The sequence below is a fragment of the Klebsiella sp. 64 genome (genome assembly GCF_018223915.1).
In the GTDB taxonomy this organism is placed as follows: domain Bacteria; phylum Pseudomonadota; class Gammaproteobacteria; order Enterobacterales; family Enterobacteriaceae; genus Klebsiella; species Klebsiella pneumoniae.
In genome coordinates this window covers 1-22,595 of record NZ_JAGRQZ010000012.1, presented here as the reverse complement: position 1 = coordinate 22,595, position 22,595 = coordinate 1, and the positions used below count along the sequence as shown (strand labels likewise).

General features: G+C 55.6%; 21 protein-coding genes, 1 tRNA gene and 2 rRNA genes. 13 read left to right on the top strand and 11 right to left on the bottom strand.

Features of this window, described 5'->3' with window-relative positions; translation table 11 throughout:
* Nucleotides 1-16 precede the first annotated feature (16 nt).
* The 7 genes from rng to KHQ23_RS09165 all read right to left on the bottom strand — a co-directional run bounded on the left by rng (nucleotide 17) and on the right by KHQ23_RS09165 (nucleotide 7,189).
* Nucleotides 17-1,486 carry a ribonuclease G gene (gene rng / locus KHQ23_RS09195; RefSeq protein ID WP_002918644.1) on the bottom strand — a complete coding sequence of 490 codons (1,470 nt, stop codon included), beginning with the start codon at nucleotides 1,484-1,486 and terminating at the stop codon, nucleotides 17-19.
* 2 nt (nucleotides 1,487-1,488) lie between these two features.
* The gene (locus KHQ23_RS09190) at nucleotides 1,489-2,070 is read right to left on the bottom strand and encodes a nucleoside triphosphate pyrophosphatase (protein WP_002918646.1); all 582 of its coding nucleotides are present in this window, start codon (nucleotides 2,068-2,070) and stop codon (nucleotides 1,489-1,491) included.
* A gap of 7 nt (nucleotides 2,071-2,077) precedes the next feature.
* On the bottom strand, nucleotides 2,078-2,566 hold the full coding sequence (gene mreD / locus KHQ23_RS09185) for a rod shape-determining protein MreD (protein ID WP_002918648.1): 489 nt from the start codon (nucleotides 2,564-2,566) through the stop codon (nucleotides 2,078-2,080).
* Nucleotides 2,566-3,558: a rod shape-determining protein MreC gene (gene mreC, locus KHQ23_RS09180; protein WP_004149974.1), complete on the bottom strand. Its 993-nt coding sequence runs from the start codon at nucleotides 3,556-3,558 to the stop codon at nucleotides 2,566-2,568. Before mreC ends, mreD begins: the two co-directional genes overlap by 1 nt.
* 70 nt (nucleotides 3,559-3,628) lie before the next feature.
* Nucleotides 3,629-4,672, bottom strand: coding sequence for a rod shape-determining protein MreB (mreB, locus tag KHQ23_RS09175; protein ID WP_002918653.1), 1,044 nt, complete (start codon nucleotides 4,670-4,672; stop codon nucleotides 3,629-3,631).
* A 305-nt stretch (nucleotides 4,673-4,977) separates the two neighbouring features.
* Nucleotides 4,978-6,918, bottom strand: coding sequence for an RNase E specificity factor CsrD (gene csrD, locus KHQ23_RS09170; RefSeq protein ID WP_002918686.1), 1,941 nt, complete (start codon nucleotides 6,916-6,918; stop codon nucleotides 4,978-4,980).
* Between the two features lie 79 nt (nucleotides 6,919-6,997).
* On the bottom strand, nucleotides 6,998-7,189 hold the full coding sequence (locus KHQ23_RS09165; protein ID WP_002918687.1) for a hypothetical protein: 192 nt from the start codon (nucleotides 7,187-7,189) through the stop codon (nucleotides 6,998-7,000).
* 228 nt (nucleotides 7,190-7,417) lie between these two features.
* On the opposite strand from KHQ23_RS09165, the gene msrP reads away from it, so the two are divergent.
* The 10 genes from msrP (at nucleotide 7,418) to fis (ending at nucleotide 15,884) form a co-directional block, all read left to right on the top strand.
* Entirely contained in the window at nucleotides 7,418-8,419 is a 1,002-nt protein-coding gene (gene msrP / locus KHQ23_RS09160; RefSeq protein WP_004174108.1) for a protein-methionine-sulfoxide reductase catalytic subunit MsrP, read from the top strand.
* Nucleotides 8,419-9,027, top strand: coding sequence for a protein-methionine-sulfoxide reductase heme-binding subunit MsrQ (gene msrQ, locus KHQ23_RS09155; protein WP_020804354.1), 609 nt, complete (start codon nucleotides 8,419-8,421; stop codon nucleotides 9,025-9,027). The genes msrP and msrQ overlap by 1 nt, the downstream gene beginning before the upstream one ends.
* Before the next feature lie 223 nt (nucleotides 9,028-9,250).
* On the top strand, nucleotides 9,251-9,703 hold the full coding sequence (aroQ, locus tag KHQ23_RS09150) for a type II 3-dehydroquinate dehydratase (protein WP_004174104.1): 453 nt from the start codon (nucleotides 9,251-9,253) through the stop codon (nucleotides 9,701-9,703).
* A 22-nt stretch (nucleotides 9,704-9,725) separates the two neighbouring features.
* Nucleotides 9,726-10,193, top strand: a complete 468-nt coding sequence (accB, locus tag KHQ23_RS09145) for an acetyl-CoA carboxylase biotin carboxyl carrier protein (protein WP_002918736.1) — start codon at nucleotides 9,726-9,728, stop codon at nucleotides 10,191-10,193.
* A 10-nt stretch (nucleotides 10,194-10,203) separates the two neighbouring features.
* Entirely contained in the window at nucleotides 10,204-11,553 is a 1,350-nt protein-coding gene (gene accC, locus KHQ23_RS09140) for an acetyl-CoA carboxylase biotin carboxylase subunit (RefSeq protein ID WP_004174096.1), read from the top strand.
* 110 nt (nucleotides 11,554-11,663) lie between these two features.
* Nucleotides 11,664-11,906: a YhdT family protein gene (locus tag KHQ23_RS09135; RefSeq protein WP_002918740.1), complete on the top strand. Its 243-nt coding sequence runs from the start codon at nucleotides 11,664-11,666 to the stop codon at nucleotides 11,904-11,906.
* The gene (gene panF, locus KHQ23_RS09130) at nucleotides 11,896-13,347 is read left to right on the top strand and encodes a sodium/pantothenate symporter (RefSeq protein WP_004188394.1); all 1,452 of its coding nucleotides are present in this window, start codon (nucleotides 11,896-11,898) and stop codon (nucleotides 13,345-13,347) included. The genes KHQ23_RS09135 and panF overlap by 11 nt, the downstream gene beginning before the upstream one ends.
* An 11-nt stretch (nucleotides 13,348-13,358) precedes the next feature.
* Nucleotides 13,359-14,240 carry a 50S ribosomal protein L11 methyltransferase gene (gene prmA, locus KHQ23_RS09125; protein WP_002918745.1) on the top strand — a complete coding sequence of 294 codons (882 nt, stop codon included), beginning with the start codon at nucleotides 13,359-13,361 and terminating at the stop codon, nucleotides 14,238-14,240.
* Between the two features lie 357 nt (nucleotides 14,241-14,597).
* Nucleotides 14,598-15,563, top strand: coding sequence for a tRNA dihydrouridine synthase DusB (gene dusB / locus KHQ23_RS09120; RefSeq protein ID WP_004144972.1), 966 nt, complete (start codon nucleotides 14,598-14,600; stop codon nucleotides 15,561-15,563).
* 24 nt (nucleotides 15,564-15,587) lie between these two features.
* Entirely contained in the window at nucleotides 15,588-15,884 is a 297-nt protein-coding gene (fis, locus tag KHQ23_RS09115; RefSeq protein ID WP_000462905.1) for a DNA-binding transcriptional regulator Fis, read from the top strand.
* An 84-nt stretch (nucleotides 15,885-15,968) separates the two neighbouring features.
* Here the strand turns inward: fis and envR are convergent, their stop codons facing one another.
* On the bottom strand, nucleotides 15,969-16,622 hold the full coding sequence (envR, locus tag KHQ23_RS09110; protein WP_020804353.1) for an acrEF/envCD operon transcriptional regulator: 654 nt from the start codon (nucleotides 16,620-16,622) through the stop codon (nucleotides 15,969-15,971).
* A gap of 378 nt (nucleotides 16,623-17,000) precedes the next feature.
* Between envR and KHQ23_RS09105 the strand changes: the two genes are divergently transcribed.
* The 3 genes from KHQ23_RS09105 (at nucleotide 17,001) to KHQ23_RS09095 (ending at nucleotide 21,777) form a co-directional block, all read left to right on the top strand.
* On the top strand, nucleotides 17,001-18,140 hold the full coding sequence (locus KHQ23_RS09105) for an efflux RND transporter periplasmic adaptor subunit (protein WP_020804355.1): 1,140 nt from the start codon (nucleotides 17,001-17,003) through the stop codon (nucleotides 18,138-18,140).
* A gap of 12 nt (nucleotides 18,141-18,152) precedes the next feature.
* The gene (locus KHQ23_RS09100; RefSeq protein ID WP_004174089.1) at nucleotides 18,153-21,263 is read left to right on the top strand and encodes an efflux RND transporter permease subunit; all 3,111 of its coding nucleotides are present in this window, start codon (nucleotides 18,153-18,155) and stop codon (nucleotides 21,261-21,263) included.
* A gap of 292 nt (nucleotides 21,264-21,555) precedes the next feature.
* A complete protein-coding gene (locus tag KHQ23_RS09095; protein WP_002919103.1) occupies nucleotides 21,556-21,777 on the top strand; it encodes a membrane protein in 222 nt (73 codons plus the stop codon).
* Between the two features lie 408 nt (nucleotides 21,778-22,185).
* Here the strand turns inward: KHQ23_RS09095 and rrf (KHQ23_RS09090) are convergent.
* The 3 genes from rrf (KHQ23_RS09090) to rrf (KHQ23_RS09080) form a co-directional block, all read right to left on the bottom strand.
* Nucleotides 22,186-22,301 (bottom strand): 5S ribosomal RNA (rrf, locus tag KHQ23_RS09090).
* A 38-nt stretch (nucleotides 22,302-22,339) separates the two neighbouring features.
* A tRNA-Thr gene (locus KHQ23_RS09085) sits at nucleotides 22,340-22,415 on the bottom strand.
* Between the two features lie 14 nt (nucleotides 22,416-22,429).
* Nucleotides 22,430-22,545: ribosomal RNA gene (rrf, locus tag KHQ23_RS09080) — 5S ribosomal RNA — on the bottom strand.
* Nucleotides 22,546-22,595: the final 50 nt, after the last annotated feature.

Below are 22,595 nucleotides of genomic sequence, written 5' to 3'. Positions count from 1 at the left end.
ACAATGACGCGGTGTCTTACATCATAACCACATCGAACTGCTCTTGATTATAGAGCGGCTCAATTTGTACCTTCACCTGCTTGCCGACAAAGATTTCCACTTCCGCCAGCGCATGCGACTCTTCCCCTTTCAGGGTTTCCGCCACCGCAGGGGAAGCATAGACCAGGAAGCGATCGGAATCATAAGCATGATGTACGCGGACGATCTCACGCATAATCTCATAGCACACCGTTTCCACCGACTTTACCGTTCCACGTCCGTGGCAGGTTGGGCACTCGTTGCACAGCACATGCTCCACGCTTTCACGGGTGCGTTTACGGGTCATCTCCACCAGGCCCAGCTGGGAGAAGCCGTTAATGCTGGTCTTCACCCGATCTTTACTCAGCGCCTGCTCTAAAGAGTGCAACACCCGTCGACGGTGATCTTCATTGTTCATGTCTATGAAATCAATGATGATAATGCCGCCGAGATTACGCAAACGTAGCTGGCGGGCTATCGCCTGGGTGGCTTCGATGTTGGTATTGAAGATCGTATCGTCAAGATTGCGGTGCCCGACAAAGGCCCCGGTGTTGATATCGATGGTGGTCATCGCCTCGGTCTGGTCGATGATCAGATAGCCCCCCGATTTGAGCTCGACTTTACGCTCCAGCGCGCGCTGAATTTCGTTCTCAACGTCAAAGAGATCGAATATCGGCTGACGGCCGCTGTAGTGTTCCAGCTTGCTGGTCATTTCCGGGATATATTCGGCGGTGAATTCGAGCAACGCCTCATAGGTCAGGCGCGAGTCGACGCGAATGCGATCCAGTTGCGCATCGGCAAAATCACGCAGCACGCGCTGGGCCAGAGCCAGCTCGCCATACAGCTGATAGCGGGTCTGGTTGCGCTTTTTGCGCTCCATCACCTTGGTCCATACGCGCTTAAGATAAGCGGCATCGGCGGCCATCTCCTGCTCGTGAACGCCTTCCGCAGCGGTGCGAATGATAAACCCGCCCTGCTCATCGCAATATTCTGCGACGACCTTTTTTAGGCGCTCGCGCTCGGCTTCGCTTTCAATCCGCTGAGAGACCCCCACGTGGGAGGCGCCTGGCATAAAGACCAGATAGCGGGAAGGCAGGGTAATATCGGTGGTCAGACGCGCGCCTTTGGTACCCAGCGGATCTTTAACCACCTGGACCATCAGGTCCTGGCCCTGGCGCACCAGCTCCGAAATATCGCGCACGGTAAACTGCTTTTGCTCCTCACCGGCGACGCACTCGGTATGCGGCATGATATCGGAGGCGTGAAGGAACGCCGCCTTATCCAGACCAATATCTACAAAAGCCGCCTGCATTCCCGGCAGCACTCGGCTAACACGACCTTTGTAGATATTGCCTACTATTCCGCGTCGCGCTTCACGCTCAATATGGATTTCCTGCAGAATACCGCCATCAATATACGCAACGCGCGTTTCGGATGGCGTTACGTTAACTAATAATTCAGCCGTCATCTTTATCCCTTTCCTTTACGCAGTGAGTTAAAGTTACTGAGCAACTCATACGTTTCCACCAGCGGTAAGCCGACTACGGCGTGATAGCTGCCATTAATCTTCCTGACGAAGCAACCACCCAACCCTTGAATACCGTATGCACCTGCTTTATCTAAAGGCTCGCCGCTGGCCACATAATCGGCGATATCCTGCTCGCTGAGCCGCCGGAAGGTCACTTCCGTGACCACCAGACAGTCCAGCGTTTGCTGCTTATCCGCCAGCGCCACCGCGGTCATGACCTGATGGGTGTGGCCGGAAAGCAAACGCAGCATCGCTGCAGCGTGTTCGGCGTCGCGCGGTTTTTCCAGCACTTCGCCGTTCAAAATGACAATCGTATCCGCTCCCAGCACCGGCAAATCGCGGGTGGCCATCGCCACCCCGGCCTGCGCTTTTTCGCGCGCCAGGCGGACGACATAGTGCTGGGCGCTCTCCTGCGGCTGGCGCTGCTCCTCAATACCAGGAACCAGACGCTCGAAAGCGAGACCAAGCTGAGTCAGCAGTTCCTGCCGACGCGGGGAACCAGAAGCGAGATACAGAGTTGTCATATCAACCTTATTGCACTGCAAATTGCTGACGCACTTTACGCATCAGCAGGAAGAGCCATGGCCAGAGGATACCGTTTACTACACTACTCCAGAATACTTCCGGACGGAAAGAGACGTTGATCACTAAAAACTCTGCCCAGAAAACAATGATATCCACGGCCAGGGATAACAGCATTACCACCAGCGCCTGTTGCCACAGCGCCAGGTTACGGAACAGCTGATACTTCAGCGCGACCAGATAGGCGACGATGCTTAAAGACAGCGCGCGAACGCCGAGCGTTGAACCGCTGATGAGATCAAGAATAGCCCCCATCACGAAACCCGTCCCCACGTTTACCCGGTGCGGCAACGCGAGGATCCAGTACAGCAGGATCAATAATACCCAGTTGGGCCGGAAAACGCTGATGTCCGCCGGCCAGGGCATAATTTGCAGCAATAGCGCGATAAGAAACGAGAGCCAGATAACCCAGCGTCCCTGGCTACGGTAACTTGCCACTATTGCCCCCCTGCAGGCTGCGACGGCTGAGGCGGCGTCAACCCGGTGGCGGGCGCCGGCATCTGCGGCCCCATCGCATCCGGCGCAGGCAGTACCTGCGGCATCATCTGCATCAGACGTTCGTTAGCCACCCGATGAACCTCTTCCGGGGTCATCGGGTTAGCGCCATTACGATCGGCGCCCCACAGCAGCAACAGATAGCGCAAGCGCTGCAGCCCGGCCGTCGGACGCGCCTGAATCACGGTATAGGCGCGCTGGGTGTCCAGTTTCACCGAGGAGACTACCCCAACCGGATACCCTTCAGGGAAACGACCGCCGAGACCGGAGGTCACCAGCACGTCGCCGACGCGAATATCGGTATTTGCCGGCAGATGCTCAAGCTGGAGATCGTCCGTGCAGCCGTTACCGGCGGCAATGACGCGAATGTCGTTACGCAGAACCTGGATCGGCAGCGCATGAGTGGCATCGCAGATCAGCAGCACCCGGCTGGTCATTTTCGCCACGGCCACGACCTGCCCCACGACGCCTTTATCGCTGATAACCGGCTGGCCTTCATAGACGCCGTTCACGCTGCCTTTGTCAATAACCACCTGATCGCTGTAAGGGTCGTTGACCGTTGAGATGACCTGCGTCACCATTTTTTGCTCGTCCTGGCGCAGCGGCGAGCCAAGCAGTTCACGCAGGCGCGCGTTCTCCTGCTTGTACTGGCCCAGCATCAGCAGATCGCTGTTTTTCAGCAACAGCTCCTGGCGCAGCGCGCGGTTTTCCAGTTCGAGCTGGTCGCGGGTAGCTAGCGTCTGCGATACGCTGTCGAGCAGTTCCCGGGGACCATTAGAGACAAAGTAGAAAGGGCTGACGGCTGTATCCATGTACGTTCTGATTTGACTGAACGTACCCAGGCGGCTGTCGGCGATAATCACGCCAAGCGCCACCAGCACCGCCAGAATAAGGCGAATCTGTAGCGAGGGGCCACGGCTAAAAATTGGCTTCATAGGCTATGCGTATTCTCGTGTCAGTAAAGACCAGGGGCAGCTCGTATGCCGCCCCAGACCTTCAGGCTGACTACTCTTCGCTAAACAGGTCGCCGCCGTGCATGTCGATCATCTCCAGCGCCTTGCCGCCGCCACGCGCTACGCAGGTCAGCGGATCTTCAGCAACCACGACTGGAATACCGGTTTCTTCCATTAACAGACGGTCCAGGTTGCGCAGCAGCGCACCACCGCCGGTGAGAACCATCCCGCGTTCAGAGATATCAGACGCCAGTTCCGGCGGGCACTGCTCAAGGGCAACCATGACCGCGCTCACGATGCCGGTCAGAGGCTCCTGCAGCGCTTCAAGAATTTCGTTTGAGTTCAGGGTGAAGCCGCGTGGCACGCCTTCCGCCAGGTTACGACCGCGCACTTCAATTTCGCGCACTTCATCGCCCGGGTAAGCCGAACCGATTTCATGCTTGATACGTTCAGCGGTCGCTTCACCGATCAGGGAGCCGTAGTTACGACGCACGTAATTGATAACGGCTTCGTCGAAGCGGTCACCGCCGATACGTACAGAAGAGGAATAGACCACGCCGTTCAGGGAGATAACCGCCACCTCAGTGGTACCGCCACCGATATCCACCACCATGGAGCCGGTCGCTTCAGAAACCGGTAAGCCTGCGCCAATCGCTGCCGCCATCGGCTCTTCGATCAGGAAGACTTCACGGGCGCCTGCGCCCTGCGCGGATTCACGAATAGCGCGACGTTCGACCTGGGTTGCGCCAACCGGTACACACACCAGCACGCGCGGGCTCGGGCGCATAAAGCTGTTGCTGTGCACTTGTTTGATAAAGTGCTGCAGCATCTTTTCCGTCACGAAGAAGTCAGCGATAACGCCGTCCTTCATCGGGCGAATCGCCGCGATATTACCCGGGGTACGGCCGAGCATCTGCTTCGCTTCATGACCCACGGCGGCGACGCTTTTCGGCGATCCGGCACGATCCTGACGAATGGCCACCACGGAAGGCTCATTCAATACGATGCCTTGTCCTTTTACGTAAATAAGGGTATTCGCGGTACCCAGGTCAATGGACAGGTCATTGGAAAACATGCCACGAAATTTTTTTAACATACTAAGGGATAATCCTGAAAGCTGGGGCGGAAAACAAAATCCGCTTACTTTACCAACCACACGCAGCAGCGACAAGGCGCAAAAATCACCTGCTGCGGTGAAAATTAGTGCAGTTCATTTCCTTTGTTACAAATTTTCCCGACTCCGTTCATTGCTGAAATCTTCAGCAGCGCTCCACGCCTGAATTTGTAACCTGTCAAAGGAGGGTCACTGGCATTTACATTGCGATGATCCGGCAGGTAGACAAGCACACCCCCTTCACGATGGCGCGCGTTATTCTACGTGAAATCACGCTAAACGGCAGATCAAACCGAGTATCTTTGCGAATATTTTTTCACATTTGTGTCAAGTGGCTGTGAGGCGGCAAAAAATTCCCCCTGCCCGCCCGTGACACCGCATTGGGACAGTACCAACCACTCGCTGCGGCTACGTACGCCCGTCGCAAAAACTTGCATAGGCATGCCTTTACAGGCTTCCACCAGGCTTTGCACCAGCAGTTGGTTCTCGCTGCGCTTTTCGATGTTGCGCGCCAGACCCGGATGCAGTTTGATCAGCTCCGCATCCAGCTGCTTGATCCAGCTGGTTCCAACCAGGGTTAACCCCGCCTGAACCACTGCCACCCGAACGCCCAGAGCGTTAACCAATCGCATAACCGGCTGCAGACGGCCGATATATTGACAAACATCTGCCTCTGCAAGTTCAAAAATAATCCGCTGACGCTGCGATTTTTCACACTGCATCAAGGCATCGCGCAGCCAGCGCTGGAAACGCGGACGGATCAGCGACTCCACCGACAGCTGGAGCGCCAGATTCTCCTCGGGCCAGAAGCCTAAAAACGGCAGCAGGCGCGTTACCTGCAGGCGGTCATACTCCTCCGCCAGGCCAAACTGCAGCACCATCGGCATGTATTCCGCTGCAATCACCTCTTCTTTACCGTCGTACATCCGCGACATCAGTTCACGATGATGTACCCGCCCGTCGCGGGTGACAGCAGGTTTTTGGTACAACCGCGGCCCGCCGCGGCTCAGCATCTGTTCGATCAGCGTTCGCCAGCGAACGTTGCCACGACCTTTCTCCGGAAGGGTGTCATCATAGACCGACCAGCTGTTGCTGCCCTGCAGCACCGCGTTGCGCGTCGCCGCTTCCGCATGTTCCATCACCTGCGCCGCCGATTGCCCGCTGCGGAAAGAACAGATGCCGATATGCATCATATCGTCGCGATCGAGGATACGCGTTGGAGGCAGCGCATCCATCGCCTTCAGCAACAGGCCGGCGATACTATCCGCCTCTTTCAACGTACGGTGCGGCAGCAGCACGGCGAAGTCGCTACGGTGATAGCGCGCCAACAGCGCGCCGGGGTAACGCATAATAAAGGTAGAGAGCAGGTTGATAAGCGTAAAGTAATGTTCTTCGGCCGCCGCCCGTCCCCAGTTGTCCCGTAGCAGATCAAACTCCGGCAGACGGATCATCATCACGATGCCGTAGGCTCCCACCTTCTCCTGGTCTTCCAGCAGCGTGGCCAGCTGATTGTCAAAAAACAGGCGGTTATTCAGTCCGGTTTTCGAATCCTGCGCCGCGTAGGAGCGAATAAGCGTATCCATCCGGCTGCGCTGATCGCTGGCGAACTGCAGCTCCGACAGCAGCATATCCAGCGCGCTACTGGTGCTGGCCGGCCATTCATAGACCGACCCGCGCACCTGCGGCCCGCGCTCGCCGCTCAGGATACGCGTGGAACGCAGCTCCAGCAGCTCCTGGCCGGCCAGCTGGCGGCGGATCCAGCGGACGGCGAAGAAAATAATTACCACCATGAAGCCAATGGAGATCGACAGCGGGGCAGTGATCGACAGCGAACGGAAATAGTTCACCATCGGGTCAACGTAGACCAGATGCAGCGTAATACCAGGATGTTTAAGCGACTGAACCGTGATCTCACGGAATTGCTCATGGCTGCCGAGCGGGCGATAGCTATCGGGTCGGGAATGGCTGTAGAGCGGTTTGCCGTTGAGCATGAAATCGATATGCACGATCTCGATCGGCGTCATCAGCTCATCCAACTGCGGTTCAAGCTTATCGAAAGAGGTGGTGATGAGCCGGTTATCCAGCATGGTCGCCACCGCCTGAACGCGGTTTTCGACCTTGTTCTCAATGCCGTTATAAAAACTCAGCGAAGCGCCAATCAGCGTGACAAAGATGGTCAGGCTAGTTAGCAGCGTAATAAAGGCTGAGAACTTCGTCGTTAATCGCATCCCTGTGTTAACTCCGCGAGTGAATGACTACCCGATGAACCATCAGGCTCCCGTGCCGGCGCGCGCCTTGCCGCAAGCATTAACCTTTTAAAGCGCGACGCATACTATCAAAGATGGCGAGTCTGGCAATGGAATGCGTATTATCGGTAAAAGTATGCCGATAGCGAGTATAGTTTGCAGAAAAAATTTGCCAATCGTCGCCCGCCTGCGGCCTGCGCCAGAAGCGCTTTAATTTTAGACGCAGGATGGCAAACCCGCGCCAGCGACGCAAATTATTACCGGTTTACCGTTTGGCCTGCTTGCCGCCCCCTTTTCCCTGCTAAAGATGCCGGGTCATGCGCGGCAAAGGAAACGTCTTGCGCCACTTTCCGATGATTCCTGGACGACCGCGCCTCAGCTTCGGCGGCGGCTCCTCATCCTAATGTGCAATTTTTCGTGACATATTCGCCATTCATCGCCGTCTCCGTCATGCTTAGGAAAACGCATGACGGAGGACACCATGAAAAGAAAAAAACTGACGGAAGCCGACGTCACGGCCGAATCCGTTTTTATGCTCAAGCGGCGCCAGGTGCTGAAAATGCTGGGTATCAGCGCGACCGCGCTTTCCCTTCCCGCCGCCGCGCAGGCCGACCTGCTGGACTGGTTTAAAGGCCACGACCGCCCACCAGCGCCAGCGGGCAAGGCCCTGGAGTTTGCTAAACCCGCCGAGTGGCAGGCTAATCTGACGCTTACCCCAGAAGATAAGGTCGCCGGTTACAATAATTTTTATGAATTCGGCCTCGATAAAGCCGATCCGGCGGCGAACGCGGGTAGCCTGCGCACCGATCCCTGGACGCTCACCATCGGTGGCGAAGTGGCGAAACCTCTGACCCTTGACCATGACGATCTGACCAAACGCTTCCCGCTGGAAGAGCGCATTTATCGTATGCGCTGTGTGGAAGCCTGGTCGATGGTGGTCCCCTGGGTCGGCTTCCCGCTGCATAAACTGCTGGCGCTGGTGGAGCCCACCAGCAGCGCGCGCTATGTGGCCTTCAAAACCCTCTATGCTCCGGATCAAATGCCCGGCCAGAAAGACCGGTTTATCGGCGGGGGGCTCGCTTACCCTTACGTGGAGGGGCTACGGCTGGATGAAGCGATGCACCCGCTGACGCTACTCACCGTCGGGGTGTATGGCAAAGCGCTGCCGCCGCAAAACGGCGCGCCGGTCCGCCTGACCGTGCCGTGGAAGTACGGTTTTAAAGGCATAAAATCCATTGTTAGTATCGAGCTGACCCGCGAGCGGCCGCCAACCACCTGGAACCTGGCGGCGCCGGACGAATACGGCTTCTTCGCCAACGTCAATCCGCACGTCGATCACCCCCGCTGGTCGCAGGCTAGCGAGCGGTTTATCGGCGCCGGCGGCGTGCTCGATGTGAAGCGTCAACCGACGTTGCTGTTTAATGGCTATGCCGACGAAGTGGCGTCGCTGTATCGCGGCATGAATCTGCGGGAGAACTTCTAGTGCGTTTCACCGTCAAACAGATCGTCTGGCTGAAGGTTTCACTTCACCTTGCGGGGTTTTTGCCGCTGGTCTGGTTATTCTGGGCCGGGCACCAGGGCTACTTTAGCGCCGATCCAGCCAAGGATATCCAGCACTTTACCGGCAGAATGGCGCTTAAGTTTCTGCTGGCGACGCTGCTGGTCTCTCCGCTGGCGCGCTATGCGAAGCAGCCATTATTGATTCGCGTTCGTCGGCTGTTAGGTTTATGGTGTTTTGCCTGGGCGACGCTGCACCTGACCAGCTATACCCTACTGGAGCTGGGCATTAACAATCTGGCTCTGCTGGGCTCGGAGATTATCACCCGCCCCTATCTGACATTGGGCATGATCAGCTGGGCGATTCTGCTGGCGCTGGCGGTGACCTCCACGCAAGCGATGCAGCGAAAACTGGGGCGTCGCTGGCAACTTTTACACAACTTCGTCTATCTGGTGGCGATCCTCGCGCCGATACACTACCTGTGGTCAGTGAAGATCGTCTCGCCGCAGCCCGTTATATATGCCCTGCTGGCAGCGGGGCTATTGACATGGCGTTACAAGAAGTTCCGCCAGTGGTGGCGCGCAATCCGGTAATGTGCAGTTTCCCGCAGATCCTTTATCAACCGCGACTCTTTTTCAGATAGCGGTTGATAATCTTCCCTGATAAGACCAGTATTTAGCTGCCAATTGCTACGAAATCGTTATAATGTGCGACTTTGGTTTTCCTGACGGGGTTTTCTGACCCTGAAAAGGTGACAAGGGCGCATTGAAGGTATATGTTGTTTTTTACCCGAAAATGGCAGGAGATCGCCACACAATGGCAGTGAAGTTTCACATTTTGCTTTTGAATGGTCCAAACATTAACATGCTCGGTACCCGCGAGCCTGAGAAGTATGGCCCTCTCACGCTGGCTGAAATTGTTAACCGTTTAACATCTGAAGCGGCGGCGCTGAATGTGAGTCTGGATCACCTGCAGTCCAACGCGGAGCATGCGTTAATCGACCGAATTCATCAGGCTAAAGACAACGTGGACTATATCCTGATTAATCCGGCCGCGTTCACGCATACCAGCGTAGCAATCCGTGACGCTTTGCTCGCCGTGAACATCCCGTTTATCGAGATTCACCTGAGCAATGTGCATGCACGCGAACCCTTCCGCCAGCACTCGTATCTGTCAGATGTCGCCGCTGGCGTCATTTGCGGGCTGGGGGCGGATGGTTATTCATACGCTTTACAGACGGCGGTAAAACGCCTGTCACAATCACACTAAACAAAGAGTACGGAACCCACTCATGGATATTCGTAAGATTAAAAAACTGATCGAGCTGGTTGAAGAATCAGGTATCTCCGAACTGGAAATTTCTGAAGGCGAAGAGTCTGTTCGCATCAGCCGCTCTGCACCGGCCGCAAGCTATCCGGTTATGCAGCAGGCTTATGCTGCGCCGATGATGCAGCCTCAGGCGCCTGCCGCCGCGACTGCCGCACCAGCTGCTGCGGCTGAAGCGCCGGCGAAAGCGGAAATCAGTGGTCACATCGTACGTTCCCCGATGGTTGGTACTTTCTATCGTACGCCGAGCCCGGACGCGAAAGCGTTTGTGGAAGTTGGCCAGAAAGTTAACGTGGGCGACACCCTGTGCATCGTCGAAGCGATGAAAATGATGAACCAGATCGAAGCCGACAAAGCCGGCGTGGTGAAAGCCATTCTGATCGAAAGCGGCCAACCGGTAGAATTCGACGAGCCGCTGGTAGTTATCGAGTAACGAGGCGAACATGCTGGATAAAATTGTCATCGCTAACCGTGGCGAGATCGCACTGCGCATCCTGCGTGCCTGTAAAGAATTGGGCATCAAGACTGTCGCTGTGCACTCCACTGCGGATCGCGATCTAAAACACGTATTGTTAGCGGATGAGACGGTCTGCATCGGTCCGGCTCCGTCCGTAAAAAGCTATCTGAACATTCCGGCCATTATCAGCGCCGCTGAGATCACTGGCGCGGTAGCGATTCACCCGGGTTATGGCTTCCTCTCTGAGAACGCTAATTTTGCTGAGCAGGTTGAGCGCTCCGGTTTCATCTTCATCGGCCCGAAAGCCGACACTATCCGCCTGATGGGCGACAAAGTGTCCGCCATCACCGCCATGAAGAAAGCTGGCGTTCCGACCGTTCCAGGTTCTGACGGCCCGCTGACCGACGACATGGACGCTAACCGCGCCCATGCCAAACGCATCGGCTACCCGGTGATCATCAAAGCCTCCGGCGGCGGCGGCGGTCGCGGTATGCGCGTTGTACGTAGCGACGCTGAACTGGCGCAATCCATCTCCATGACCAAAGCGGAAGCCAAAGCGGCTTTCAACAACGACATGGTCTACATGGAGAAATACCTGGAAAACCCACGCCACATTGAAATTCAGGTGCTGGCGGATGGTCAGGGTAACGCTATCTATCTGGCTGAACGCGACTGCTCCATGCAGCGCCGTCATCAGAAAGTGGTCGAAGAAGCGCCGGCGCCGGGCATCACCCCGGAACTGCGTCGCTACATCGGCGAGCGTTGCGCTAAAGCCTGTGTGGATATCGGCTACCGCGGGGCGGGTACCTTTGAGTTCCTGTTCGAAAACGGCGAGTTCTACTTCATTGAAATGAACACCCGTATCCAGGTAGAGCATCCGGTAACTGAAATGATCACCGGCGTTGACCTGATCAAAGAGCAGCTGCGTATCGCAGCCGGCCAGCCGCTGTCCATCAAGCAGGATGAAGTGGTGGTTCGCGGCCATGCGGTGGAATGCCGTATCAACGCCGAAGACCCGAACACCTTCCTGCCGAGCCCGGGCAAAATCACCCGTTTCCACGCGCCGGGTGGCTTTGGCGTGCGCTGGGAGTCACATATTTACGCCGGTTACACCGTACCGCCGTACTATGACTCCATGATCGGTAAACTGATCTGCTACGGCGAAAGCCGTGACGTGGCGATTGCCCGCATGAAGAATGCGCTGCAGGAGCTGATCATCGATGGCATCAAAACCAACGTCGATCTGCAGATGCGCATTATGAGCGACGAGAATTTCCAGCATGGTGGCACCAATATCCACTATCTGGAGAAAAAACTCGGCTTGCAGGAAAAATAATTCTGCTCTCTCAGCAAAAGGCCGGGTAAACCGGCCTTTTTTCTTTTTCTCTCTCCTCATCTATACCATGCGGTACAATCCCCGCTTTCTTCATCCTCAAGGGACAAAAAATGGACAAACGCTTTGTTCAGGCCCACAAAGAAGCGCGCTGGGCGCTGTGGCTGACCCTTCTCTACCTTGCCGCCTGGCTGGCCGCCGCCTATTTGCCGGGGGTGGCTATTGGCTTTACCGGCCTGCCACACTGGTTTGAAATGGCCTGCCTGCTGGTACCGCTGCTGTTCATTCTGCTGTGCTGGGCGATGGTCAAACTGATTTTCCGCGATATTTCTCTGGAGGACGATGATGCAGTTTGAGGTCATTATTCCCCTGATCGCCTACCTGGTGGTGGTGTTCGGTTTATCCCTCTACGCCATGAGAAAACGCGCCTCAGGTAGCTTTCTTAATGAGTACTTTCTCGGCAGCCGCTCGATGGGCGGCTTCGTGCTGGCCATGACGCTAACCGCCACCTATATCAGCGCCAGCTCATTTATCGGCGGACCCGGCGCCGCCTATAAATACGGCCTGGGCTGGGTGCTGCTGGCGATGATCCAGCTCCCCGCCATCTGGCTGTCGCTGGGCGTGCTGGGGAAAAAATTCGCCATCCTTGCGCGTCGCTATAATGCTGTCACCCTCAATGACATGCTGTTTGCTCGCTATCAGAGTCGCCTGCTGGTCTGGCTGGCCAGCCTGAGTCTGCTGGTGGCCTTTGTCGGCGCCATGACCGTCCAGTTTATCGGCGGCGCCCGCCTGCTGGAGACGGCTGCCGGTATTCCTTACGATACCGGCCTGCTGATCTTCGGGGTCAGCATCGCGCTGTATACCGCCTATGGCGGCTTTCGCGCCAGCGTGCTCAACGACACGATGCAGGGCATGGTAATGCTGATCGGCACGATCGTGCTGCTGGTGGGCGTGATCCACGCCGCCGGGGGGGTTGGCCATGCGGTAGAGACGCTGCAGTCGATCGACGTCAAGCTGGTGTCCCCGCAGGGCGCGGAGGATATCCTCTCGCCAACCTTTATGGCCTCGTTTTGGGTGCTGGTCTGCTTCGGCGTTATTGGTCTGCCACATACCGCAGTGCGCTGTATCTCCTACAAAGACAGCAAAGCCGTGCATCGCGGCATCATTATCGGCACCATCGTGGTGGCGATCCTGATGTTTGGCATGCATCTGGCTGGGGCATTAGGCCGGGCGGTGATCCCCGATTTAACCGTGCCGGATCTGGTGATCCCGACGCTGATGGTTAAAGTGCTTCCGCCCTTTGCCGCCGGGATCTTCCTTGCCGCGCCGATGGCGGCGATTATGTCGACGATCAATGCCCAACTTCTGCAAAGTTCCGCTACGATCATCAAAGATCTGTACCTGAACTGGCGGCCGGATCAGGCGACTAACGAAAAGCGGCTTAAACGCATGTCCGCCGGCATCACGCTCCTGCTGGGGGTCTTGTTGCTGCTCGCGGCCTGGCGGCCGCCGGAGATGATAATCTGGCTGAACCTGCTGGCCTTCGGCGGCCTGGAAGCCGTCTTCCTGTGGCCGCTGGTGCTGGGCCTTTACTGGGAACGCGCCAACGCGGCTGGCGCGCTGAGCGCGATGATCGTAGGCGGCGTCCTGTATGCCGTACTGGCCACGCTGAAAGTGCAGTTTCTGGGCTTTCACCCGATCGTTCCCGCGCTGCTGCTGAGTTTGCTGGCGTTTGTGGCGGGGAACCGTTTCGGTCGTCCCGCCCCACAGTCCCCCATTTTGACTACTGATAAATAAAGAGTTTTGCTATGCCATGGATCCAACTGAAACTAAATACCACCGGCGCGAACGCTGAAGATCTTAGCGATGCGCTGATGGAGGCCGGATCGGTCTCGATCACCTTCCAGGATACGCACGATACGCCGGTATTTGAGCCATTGCCCGGGGAAACCCGCCTGTGGGGGGATACCGACGTAATCGGCCTGTTCGATGCTGAAACCGATATGAAAGCGGTCGTTGCCCAACTGGAGCAGCATCCGCTGCTGGGCGCCGGGTTCGCGCATAAGATCGAGCAGCTGGAAGATAAAGACTGGGAACGGGAATGGATGGATAACTTCCACCCCATGCGCTTCGGGGAGCGGCTATGGATCTGCCCAAGCTGGCGCGATGTTCCGGATGAAAATGCCGTCAACGTGATGCTCGATCCGGGTCTGGCCTTTGGCACCGGTACGCATCCGACGACATCCCTGTGTCTGCAGTGGCTGGATGGACTCGACCTCAACGGAAAAACGGTGATTGATTTCGGCTGCGGCTCCGGCATCCTGGCGATTGCCGCACTGAAGCTGGGGGCGGCAAAAGCAATCGGGATTGATATCGACCCGCAGGCTATTCAGGCCAGTCGTGATAACGCGCAGCGTAACGGCGTTTCTGAACGCCTGGAGCTCTATCTTCCTCAGGACCAACCGGAGTCGATGAAAGCCGACGTGGTGGTCGCGAATATCCTGGCAGGCCCGCTGCGTGAGCTGGCGCCATTAATCAGCGTCCTGCCCGTTTCAGGCGGTTTGCTGGGGCTTTCCGGCATCCTTGCCAGCCAGGCGGAGAGCGTCTGTGAAGCCTATGCCGATCTCTTCGCCCTTGACCCGGTGGTCGAGAAGGAAGAGTGGTGCCGGATTACCGGCCGGAAAAACTAAGCGCGATGCGGCCTACGGGCCGCATTTTTGTTTCCAGTAGCCACCAAATAATGCCAGGAAATGAGAGGCAGATCGCACTACAGAGCACTTTTTTGGCTACAAAAACAGCGTTTTATATCGCCATACGGCCAGTTTATCCAAGAAAAATCGAGAAGTTTTATGATTTTATAAATGGACACAAATTATCCACCATCCATTAAATCAATGATTAATATAAGTATTTATTCATCCCTTTTACGCTAGTCCCGGATTCATTGATCTGCAACAGAGGATTGCTCAAAGTTTGGCCTTTCATCTCGTGCAAAAAATGCGTAATATACGCCGCCTTGCAGTCACAGTATGGTCATTTCTTAACTCATGCGCATCGGACACCACCAGCTCAGAAATCGCCTGATCGCAGCGCCCATGGCTGGCATTACTGACAGACCATTCCGGACGCTGTGCTACGAGATGGGAGCGGGTTTAACCGTTTCCGAGATGATGTCTTCTAACCCACAGGTGTGGGAGAGCGACAAGTCCCGTTTACGGATGGTGCATATCGATGAGCCCGGTATTCGTACCGTGCAAATCGCCGGTAGCGTGCCGGAAGAGATGGCTGCCGCCGCGCGGATTAACGTGGAAAGCGGCGCCCAGATTATTGATATCAATATGGGATGCCCGGCGAAAAAGGTGAATCGCAAGCTTGCAGGTTCAGCCCTCTTGCAGTACCCCGACCAGGTGAAGTCGATCCTGACGGCGGTCGTTAACGCGGTGGACGTTCCTGTGACTCTCAAGATTCGCACCGGTTGGGAACCGGAACACCGTAACTGCGTAGAGATTGCCCAACTGGCCGAAGAGTGTGGCATTCAGGCTCTGACTATTCACGGACGCACCCGCGCCTGCTTGTTTAACGGAGACGCTGAGTACGACAGTATTCGGGCAGTTAAGCAGAAAGTTTCCATTCCGATTATCGCGAATGGCGACATTACTGACCCGCTTAAAGCCAGAGCTGTGCTCGACTATACAGGGGCTGATGCCCTGATGATAGGCCGTGCAGCTCAGGGAAGACCCTGGATCTTTCGGGAAATCCAGCATTATCTGGACACTGGAGAGCTGCTGCCCCCACTGCCGCTGGCAGAGGTGAAGCGCTTGCTTTGTGCGCACGTTCGGGAGTTGCATGACTTTTATGGTCAGGCAAAAGGGTACCGAATCGCGCGTAAACACGTCTCCTGGTATCTTCAGGAACATGCTCCAGATGACCAGTTTCGGCGCACATTCAACGCCATTGAGGATGCCAGCGAACAGCTGGAGGCGTTGGAGGCATACTTCGAAAATTTTGCGTAATAGAAATAAAGAGCTGACAGAACTATGTTCGAACAACGCGTAAATTCTGACGTACTGACCGTTTCTACCGTTAACTCTCAGGATCAGGTAACTCAAAAGCCCCTGCGTGACTCGGTTAAACAGGCACTGAAGAACTATTTTGCTCAACTGAACGGTCAGGATGTGAATGACCTGTATGAGCTGGTACTGGCTGAAGTTGAACAGCCCCTGTTGGACATGGTGATGCAATACACCCGTGGTAACCAGACCCGCGCTGCTCTGATGATGGGCATCAACCGCGGTACGCTGCGTAAAAAACTGAAAAAATACGGCATGAACTGATACTAGTCAGTTGCTTGCTTGATATAAAAGGCGCTCTTCGGCATGGGGAAGCGCCTTTTTTATTATCTGCGCCAACAGACCTCATTACTGATTCACCAGCCGTAGCGCAGGCCCTCCGGATAAACGCGCAGCACAGACCACCGCCATTATATTATCCACCAGCGCAGGCGCCTGCTGATAAAGATCGAAGCGTTGCGGATCGAGCAGCCAGTTTTTAATCAGCCCGGAAAAAGCACTGTGTAAAACAATTAATATCATCTCAATGTTTGTTTCGGCTGGCAATATATTGTTACGCACGCAGCACTGCAGGATGCCGCCAATGAGTGAATAATTAAAACCAATACGTTGGCGAATTTCGTATTCCGAAAGCATATCACTGGAAAACTCACAGCGCTGATAAAGAATTTGCATCAGAGCGCGCTGTCGAGGATTCGTAGCAATATAGCGCAGGCCTGCAATAAACCGCTCGCGTAAAGCATTTAACGGCTCCTGTTCGTACTCTATGGCCTGACTGGGCTGAATCAAATCTCTAAGCGGCGGCTGCTGCTGCCACATTTCATTAAACAGCTCCGTCTTACTGGCAAAATGCCAGTACACCGCGCCGCGAGTCACTCCCGCCGCATCGGCGATATCCGTCAGGGTGGTGTTGGTTACTCCGCGCAGGGCGAACTGCTGGATTGCGGACTCAATCAGGAGCTGCCGCGTGCGCTGCGCCTCTTCTTTTGTTTTTCTTGCCATACAAGGCCCCACTTCCCGATAAGCAGATAATATAGGATATTCTTAATTAGAATTAATCTAGCATTTGCCATGAAGTATTATTTAGCAAAAATGCAGACAAGTTAATCCTGATGCAAAAAGAGAATTAATTATTCAAGTGAATATCACCGGAAAATACATTCACTGAAATAATGTCTATTTATCAACTTTTACAATTGCGATAAATCGCAATACTACAGTGACCATTTTTTTGTTTTTGCGTGCCTTGCTGACTGCTTAAAAATAAGTATCTCTTACATCCAACAGCGTTTATTTGTAGGATGGCAAACTGCTTTTTGATTCCCTCTTTCTTTCACAGATTCGCCGCCTGATTGGGTACGTAATCTATAAGGAACCGCCATGACGACTCACGCCAGAGTGACACTTTTATCCGGTTTAATTATCTCGGCCTTATTGCTAACCGGTTGCGATAATTCTGACAACCAGCAACCCCATGCGCGGGCGCCGCAGGTGACGGTCCATGTCGTCAACAGCGCGCCGCTATCAGTCACCACCGAACTGCCGGGCCGAACCTCTGCTTTTCGCGTAGCGGAAGTCCGCCCCCAGGTGAGCGGTATCATTCTGAAGCGTAACTTTGTTGAAGGAAGTGATGTCGAAGCAGGCCAGTCGCTCTATCAGATCGATCCGGCGACCTACCAGGCGGCGTGGAACAGCGCCAAAGGCGATGAGGCCAAAGCCGAAGCCGCGGCCGCTATCGCCCATTTGACGGTGAAACGCTACGTTCCACTGCTGGGTACTAAATATATCAGCCAGCAGGAATACGATCAGGCAGTGGCCACCGCCCGCCAGGCCGATGCCGATGTCATCGCCACCAAAGCTGCCGTGGAAACGGCCCGTATCAACCTGGCCTACACCAAAGTAACCTCCCCCATTAGCGGGCGCATCGGTAAATCGAGCGTCACCGAAGGGGCGCTGGTCACCAACGGCCAGTCGGATGCCCTGGCTACCGTCCAGCAGCTCGATCCCATCTATGTTGACGTGACGGAGTCCAGTAATGACTTCATGCGCCTTAAGCAGGAAAGCCTGCAGCGCGGCGGTGATACCAAAAGCGTTGAGCTGGTCATGGAGAACGGCCAGGCCTATCCGCTCAAAGGTTCACTGCAGTTTTCTGACGTCACTGTTGATGAAAGTACGGGCTCAATTACTCTGCGCGCTATCTTCCCTAACCCGCAGCATGTCCTGCTGCCGGGGATGTTCGTCCGCGCCCGCATAGACGAAGGCGTCGATCCGCAGGCTATCCTGGTACCGCAGCAAGGGGTGACCCGCACGCCGCGTGGTGATGCCTCTGTGATGCTGGTGAATGACAAAAACCAGGTTGAAACCCGGGAAGTGGTCGCGACTCAGGCCGTTGGCGATAAGTGGCTTATCACCAGTGGGCTGAAGCCGGGCGATAAAGTGATTGTCAGCGGCTTACAGAAAGTTCGTCCAGGCGTCACTGTCAAAGCGGAAGCGGAGCGTGCGGCGCCGGCCGTGCAATAAGGATACCCAGCCATGTCTAAGTTTTTTATTCATCGACCGGTCTTCGCCTGGGTGCTGGCTATCATTATGATGATTGCCGGCGGCCTGGCCATCCTGCAGCTGCCGATAGCTCAGTACCCGACAATCGCCCCTCCTGCGGTAGCGATCTCCGCCACCTACCCCGGTGCAGATGCCCAGACCGTACAGGATACCGTCACCCAGGTTATCGAGCAGAATATGAACGGCATCGACAACCTGATGTATATGTCGTCGACCAGCGACTCTGCCGGTTCGGTAACCATTACGCTCACCTTTAAATCGGGTACCGATCCCGATATTGCCCAGGTACAGGTGCAAAACAAACTGCAGCTGGCCACGCCGCTGCTGCCCCAGGAAGTACAGCAGCAGGGGATTAGCGTCGAGAAATCCAGTAGCAGCTTCCTGTTGGTCGCCGGCTTTATCTCTGATAACCCGACCACCACCCAGGACGATATCTCTGACTATGTCGCCTCCAATGTCAAAGATCCTATTAGCCGCCTCAACGGCGTGGGCGATGTGCAGCTGTTCGGCGCGCAATACGCCATGCGCGTCTGGCTGGATGGCAACCTGCTGAATAAATACAACCTGACGCCGGTGGACGTCATCAATGCGCTGCAGGTCCAGAACGATCAGATCGCCGCGGGTCAGCTCGGCGGTACGCCAGCGCTGAAAGGCCAACAGTTGAACGCGTCAATCATCGCTCAGACGCGGCTCAAAGATCCGCAGGAGTTTGGCAAGGTCACGCTGCGGGTCAATGCCGATGGCTCTGTCGTCCATCTGAAAGACGTCGCCCGCATTGAGCTGGGGGGAGAGAACTATAACGTTGTCGCCAGAATTAACGGTAAACCTGCCTCTGGTCTGGGTATTAAGCTTGCGACCGGCGCCAACGCCCTGGATACCGCCACCGCGATTAAAGCGAAGCTGGCCGAGCTGCAGCCCTACTTCCCTCAGGGGATGAAGGTGGTTTATCCGTATGATACGACCCCTTTCGTCAAAATCTCCATTCACGAAGTGGTCAAAACGCTTTTTGAAGCAATTATTCTCGTCTTTCTTGTCATGTATCTGTTCCTGCAGAACATGCGCGCAACGCTCATTCCAACCATTGCCGTACCCGTGGTGCTGTTGGGAACCTTCGCGGTATTGTCGATGTTTGGCTACTCCATCAACACGCTGACAATGTTTGGCATGGTGTTGGCGATAGGTCTGCTGGTCGATGACGCTATCGTAGTAGTGGAAAACGTCGAACGTGTGATGGTTGAGGAGAAGCTCTCGCCAAAAGAAGCGACGGAAAAATCTATGTCGCAGATCCAGGGAGCGCTGGTGGGTATCGCCATGGTGCTCTCCGCAGTATTTGTCCCGATGGCCTTTTTCGGCGGCTCAACCGGCGCGATTTATCGTCAGTTTTCAATCACCATCGTCTCCGCCATGGCGCTCTCCGTGCTGGTTGCGCTGGTACTGACGCCGGCGCTCTGCGCCACGTTGTTGAAGCCAGCCTCAGCTGAACACCATGAGAAAAAAGGATTTTTCGGCTGGTTTAACGCCCGCTTCGACCAGAGCGTTAACCACTATACCAACAGCGTCAGCGGTATTTTACGTGGAACTGGCCGTTATCTGGTGATCTACCTGCTGATCGTCGTGGGGATGGCCGTGCTGTTCATGCGCTTGCCCACGTCCTTTCTGCCCGACGAAGACCAGGGCGTCTTCCTGACCATGATCCAGCTGCCGTCCGGTGCTACCCAGGAGCGCACGCAGAAGGTCCTGGATACGGTGACAGACTACTACCTGCATAACGAGAAGGCCAACGTCGAAAGCGTCTTTACCGTTAACGGCTTCAGCTTCAGCGGCCAGGGACAAAACTCCGGTATGGCGTTTGTCAGCCTGAAGCCCTGGGAAGCACGCAGCGGCGATAAAAACAGCGTGGAGTCCATCATCAAGCGGGCCACCGTAGCCTTTAGCCAGATCAAAGACGCCATGGTTTTCCCGTTCAACATGCCAGCCATTATTGAGCTGGGTACCGCCACCGGCTTCGACTTTGAACTGATCGACCAGGGCGGACTCGGTCATACCGCTCTGACCCAGGCGCGCAATCAATTGCTGGGCATGGTGAAACAGCATCCGGATCAGCTGGTTCGGGTACGCCCTAATGGGCTGGAAGATACCCCTCAGTTCAAACTGGATGTCGATCAGGAAAAAGCGCAGGCGCTGGGCGTATCACTCTCTGATATCAATGAAACGATATCAGCCGCGCTGGGCGGATACTACGTCAATGACTTTATTGACCGCGGCCGCGTGAAAAAAGTGTACGTTCAGGCTGATGCCCACTTCCGTATGCTGCCGAGCGACATTAACAACATGTATGTTCGCAGCGCCAACGGCGAAATGGTGCCGTTCTCCGCCTTTGTCACTTCACGCTGGATATATGGCTCGCCGCGCCTGGAGCGCTACAATGGGTTGCCATCTATGGAGATCCTCGGTGAAGCTTCGCCAGGCAAAAGTACCGGGGAAGCCATGGCGCTGATGGAAACGCTGGCCAGTAAACTGCCGAGCGGCATCGGTTATGACTGGACCGGGATGTCTTACCAGGAACGGCTCTCCGGCAACCAGGCGCCTGCGCTCTATGCCATCTCGCTGATCGTCGTCTTCCTGTGTCTGGCGGCGCTGTATGAGAGCTGGTCGATCCCCTTCTCAGTCATGTTAGTGGTTCCGCTAGGGGTCATTGGCGCGCTGTTAGCCGCCACGCTGCGTGGGCTGAATAATGACGTTTACTTCCAGGTCGGACTCTTGACCACGATCGGTTTGTCGGCCAAGAATGCGATCCTGATCGTCGAGTTCGCCAAGGATCTGATGGAGAAAGAAGGGAAAGGGATCATTGAGGCCACGCTGGAGGCATCGCGGATGCGCCTGCGGCCTATTCTGATGACCTCTCTGGCCTTTATTCTCGGGGTCATGCCGCTGGTGATTAGCCATGGTGCCGGCAGCGGGGCGCAGAATGCGGTTGGCACCGGCGTGATGGGCGGGATGCTGACCGCGACGCTGCTGGCGATCTTCTTTGTTCCGGTGTTCTTCGTGGTCGTTAGACGACGCTTTACCCGGCACGCTGAATAACTCGGCTATGTCTTGAAGGCGCCCCTTGCGGGCGCTTTTTTTCGCATGCAATATTGGCAGCCAGCTAAACGCGCCGCAGTCTGGCAACCGCCATCGCACGCAGCATCGCTGAATCACAATCTTTCTCTCCATCTTTTCTGCATATTCCCGCGCTTATCTTCACGATATTTACGCGGCTCATATATTGAGATGATTTCGGCCTCCGGCCCGGACAATTCGCGGTGATAAAATAAGCCATTCCGTTCTGCACTGGCTTTCAGTACAACCCAGCGGATTATCCAGAGGTAATATCATGAAAAAGTATTTAATCGTGGCGCTGCTGGCCTCTCTGCTGGCAGGCTGTGCCCATGACTCTCCCTGCGTACCGGTTTATGACTCGCAAGGCCGCTTAGTCCATACCAATACCTGTATGAAAGGCACAACAGAAGACAACTGGGAAACCGCAGGCGCAATCGCCGGGGGTGCGGCCGCGGTAGCCGGCCTCACGTTAGGGATCGTTGCTCTGACCCGCTAGATCGCTTCCCCAACCGCAGATACAGGTGTATCCCCTGTATCTGCTCCACTCCATTCCCCAAAGTAAGCGATCATTCAGGTTCTTCCTGACGATAGTTCGCCAGCTTTCTTAGCCGTTGTTGTTGCCAGGGACCGCTGGCAATGAGTCGTCCATCGCTATCGGCAAACTTTTCAGATTCAGGGTTCAGAACCAACAAACACCAAAGGCCCGGTCGAAGAGCGGGCCTTTACTCTGATGGTGAGCAATGATGGCGAACGTCCTTTCCCTCTCTCCGGGCCGTTGCTGCGCAATGTTCATATCGATGCCAGTTAGATTTTCCCTGGGCAGCAAAGAAGCTCATCGGCAAACAACAGATAACACAAAAGCAAAAGGCCCAGTCTTTCGACTGGGCCTTTTGCTTTATTTGATGCCTGGCGATTCCCTACTCTCACATGGGGAGACCCCACACTACCATCGGCGCTACGACGTTTCACTTCTGAGTTCGGCATGGGGTCAGGTGGGACCGCCGCGCTATTGTCGCCAGACAAATTCTTTACAACGTGCCGAACTTTAACCTAAAAAGTGGTGCTGATACCCAGAGTCGAACTGGGGACCTCACCCTTACCAAGGGTGCGCTCTACCAACTGAGCCATATCAGCACGCTAAATTTGATGCCTGGCAGTTCCCTACTCTCACATGGGGAGACCCCACACTACCATCGGCGCTACGGCGTTTCACTTCTGAGTTCGGCATGGGGTCAGGTGGGACCACCGCGCTAGTGCCGCCAGGCAAATTCTGTTTTATCAACACGTCTCACCAACGTATCGATTAATCTGTAT

Coding starts and splice junctions, on each gene's coding strand:
- rng (WP_002918644.1), bottom strand. CDS start 1,486: ATGACGGCTGAATTATTAGTTAACGTAACGCCATCCGAAACGCGCGTT.
- prmA (WP_002918745.1), top strand. CDS start 13,359: ATGCCATGGATCCAACTGAAACTAAATACCACCGGCGCGAACGCTGAA.
- KHQ23_RS09105 (WP_020804355.1), top strand. CDS start 17,001: ATGACGACTCACGCCAGAGTGACACTTTTATCCGGTTTAATTATCTCG.
- KHQ23_RS09190 (WP_002918646.1), bottom strand. CDS start 2,070: ATGACAACTCTGTATCTCGCTTCTGGTTCCCCGCGTCGGCAGGAACTG.
- mreB (WP_002918653.1), bottom strand. CDS start 4,672: ATGTTAAAAAAATTTCGTGGCATGTTTTCCAATGACCTGTCCATTGAC.
- mreC (WP_004149974.1), bottom strand. CDS start 3,558: ATGAAGCCAATTTTTAGCCGTGGCCCCTCGCTACAGATTCGCCTTATT.
- msrP (WP_004174108.1), top strand. CDS start 7,418: ATGAAAAGAAAAAAACTGACGGAAGCCGACGTCACGGCCGAATCCGTT.
- aroQ (WP_004174104.1), top strand. CDS start 9,251: ATGGCAGTGAAGTTTCACATTTTGCTTTTGAATGGTCCAAACATTAAC.
- KHQ23_RS09135 (WP_002918740.1), top strand. CDS start 11,664: ATGGACAAACGCTTTGTTCAGGCCCACAAAGAAGCGCGCTGGGCGCTG.
- KHQ23_RS09100 (WP_004174089.1), top strand. CDS start 18,153: ATGTCTAAGTTTTTTATTCATCGACCGGTCTTCGCCTGGGTGCTGGCT.
- KHQ23_RS09095 (WP_002919103.1), top strand. CDS start 21,556: ATGAAAAAGTATTTAATCGTGGCGCTGCTGGCCTCTCTGCTGGCAGGC.
- panF (WP_004188394.1), top strand. CDS start 11,896: ATGCAGTTTGAGGTCATTATTCCCCTGATCGCCTACCTGGTGGTGGTG.
- dusB (WP_004144972.1), top strand. CDS start 14,598: ATGCGCATCGGACACCACCAGCTCAGAAATCGCCTGATCGCAGCGCCC.
- csrD (WP_002918686.1), bottom strand. CDS start 6,918: ATGCGATTAACGACGAAGTTCTCAGCCTTTATTACGCTGCTAACTAGC.
- accB (WP_002918736.1), top strand. CDS start 9,726: ATGGATATTCGTAAGATTAAAAAACTGATCGAGCTGGTTGAAGAATCA.
- envR (WP_020804353.1), bottom strand. CDS start 16,622: ATGGCAAGAAAAACAAAAGAAGAGGCGCAGCGCACGCGGCAGCTCCTG.
- fis (WP_000462905.1), top strand. CDS start 15,588: ATGTTCGAACAACGCGTAAATTCTGACGTACTGACCGTTTCTACCGTT.
- accC (WP_004174096.1), top strand. CDS start 10,204: ATGCTGGATAAAATTGTCATCGCTAACCGTGGCGAGATCGCACTGCGC.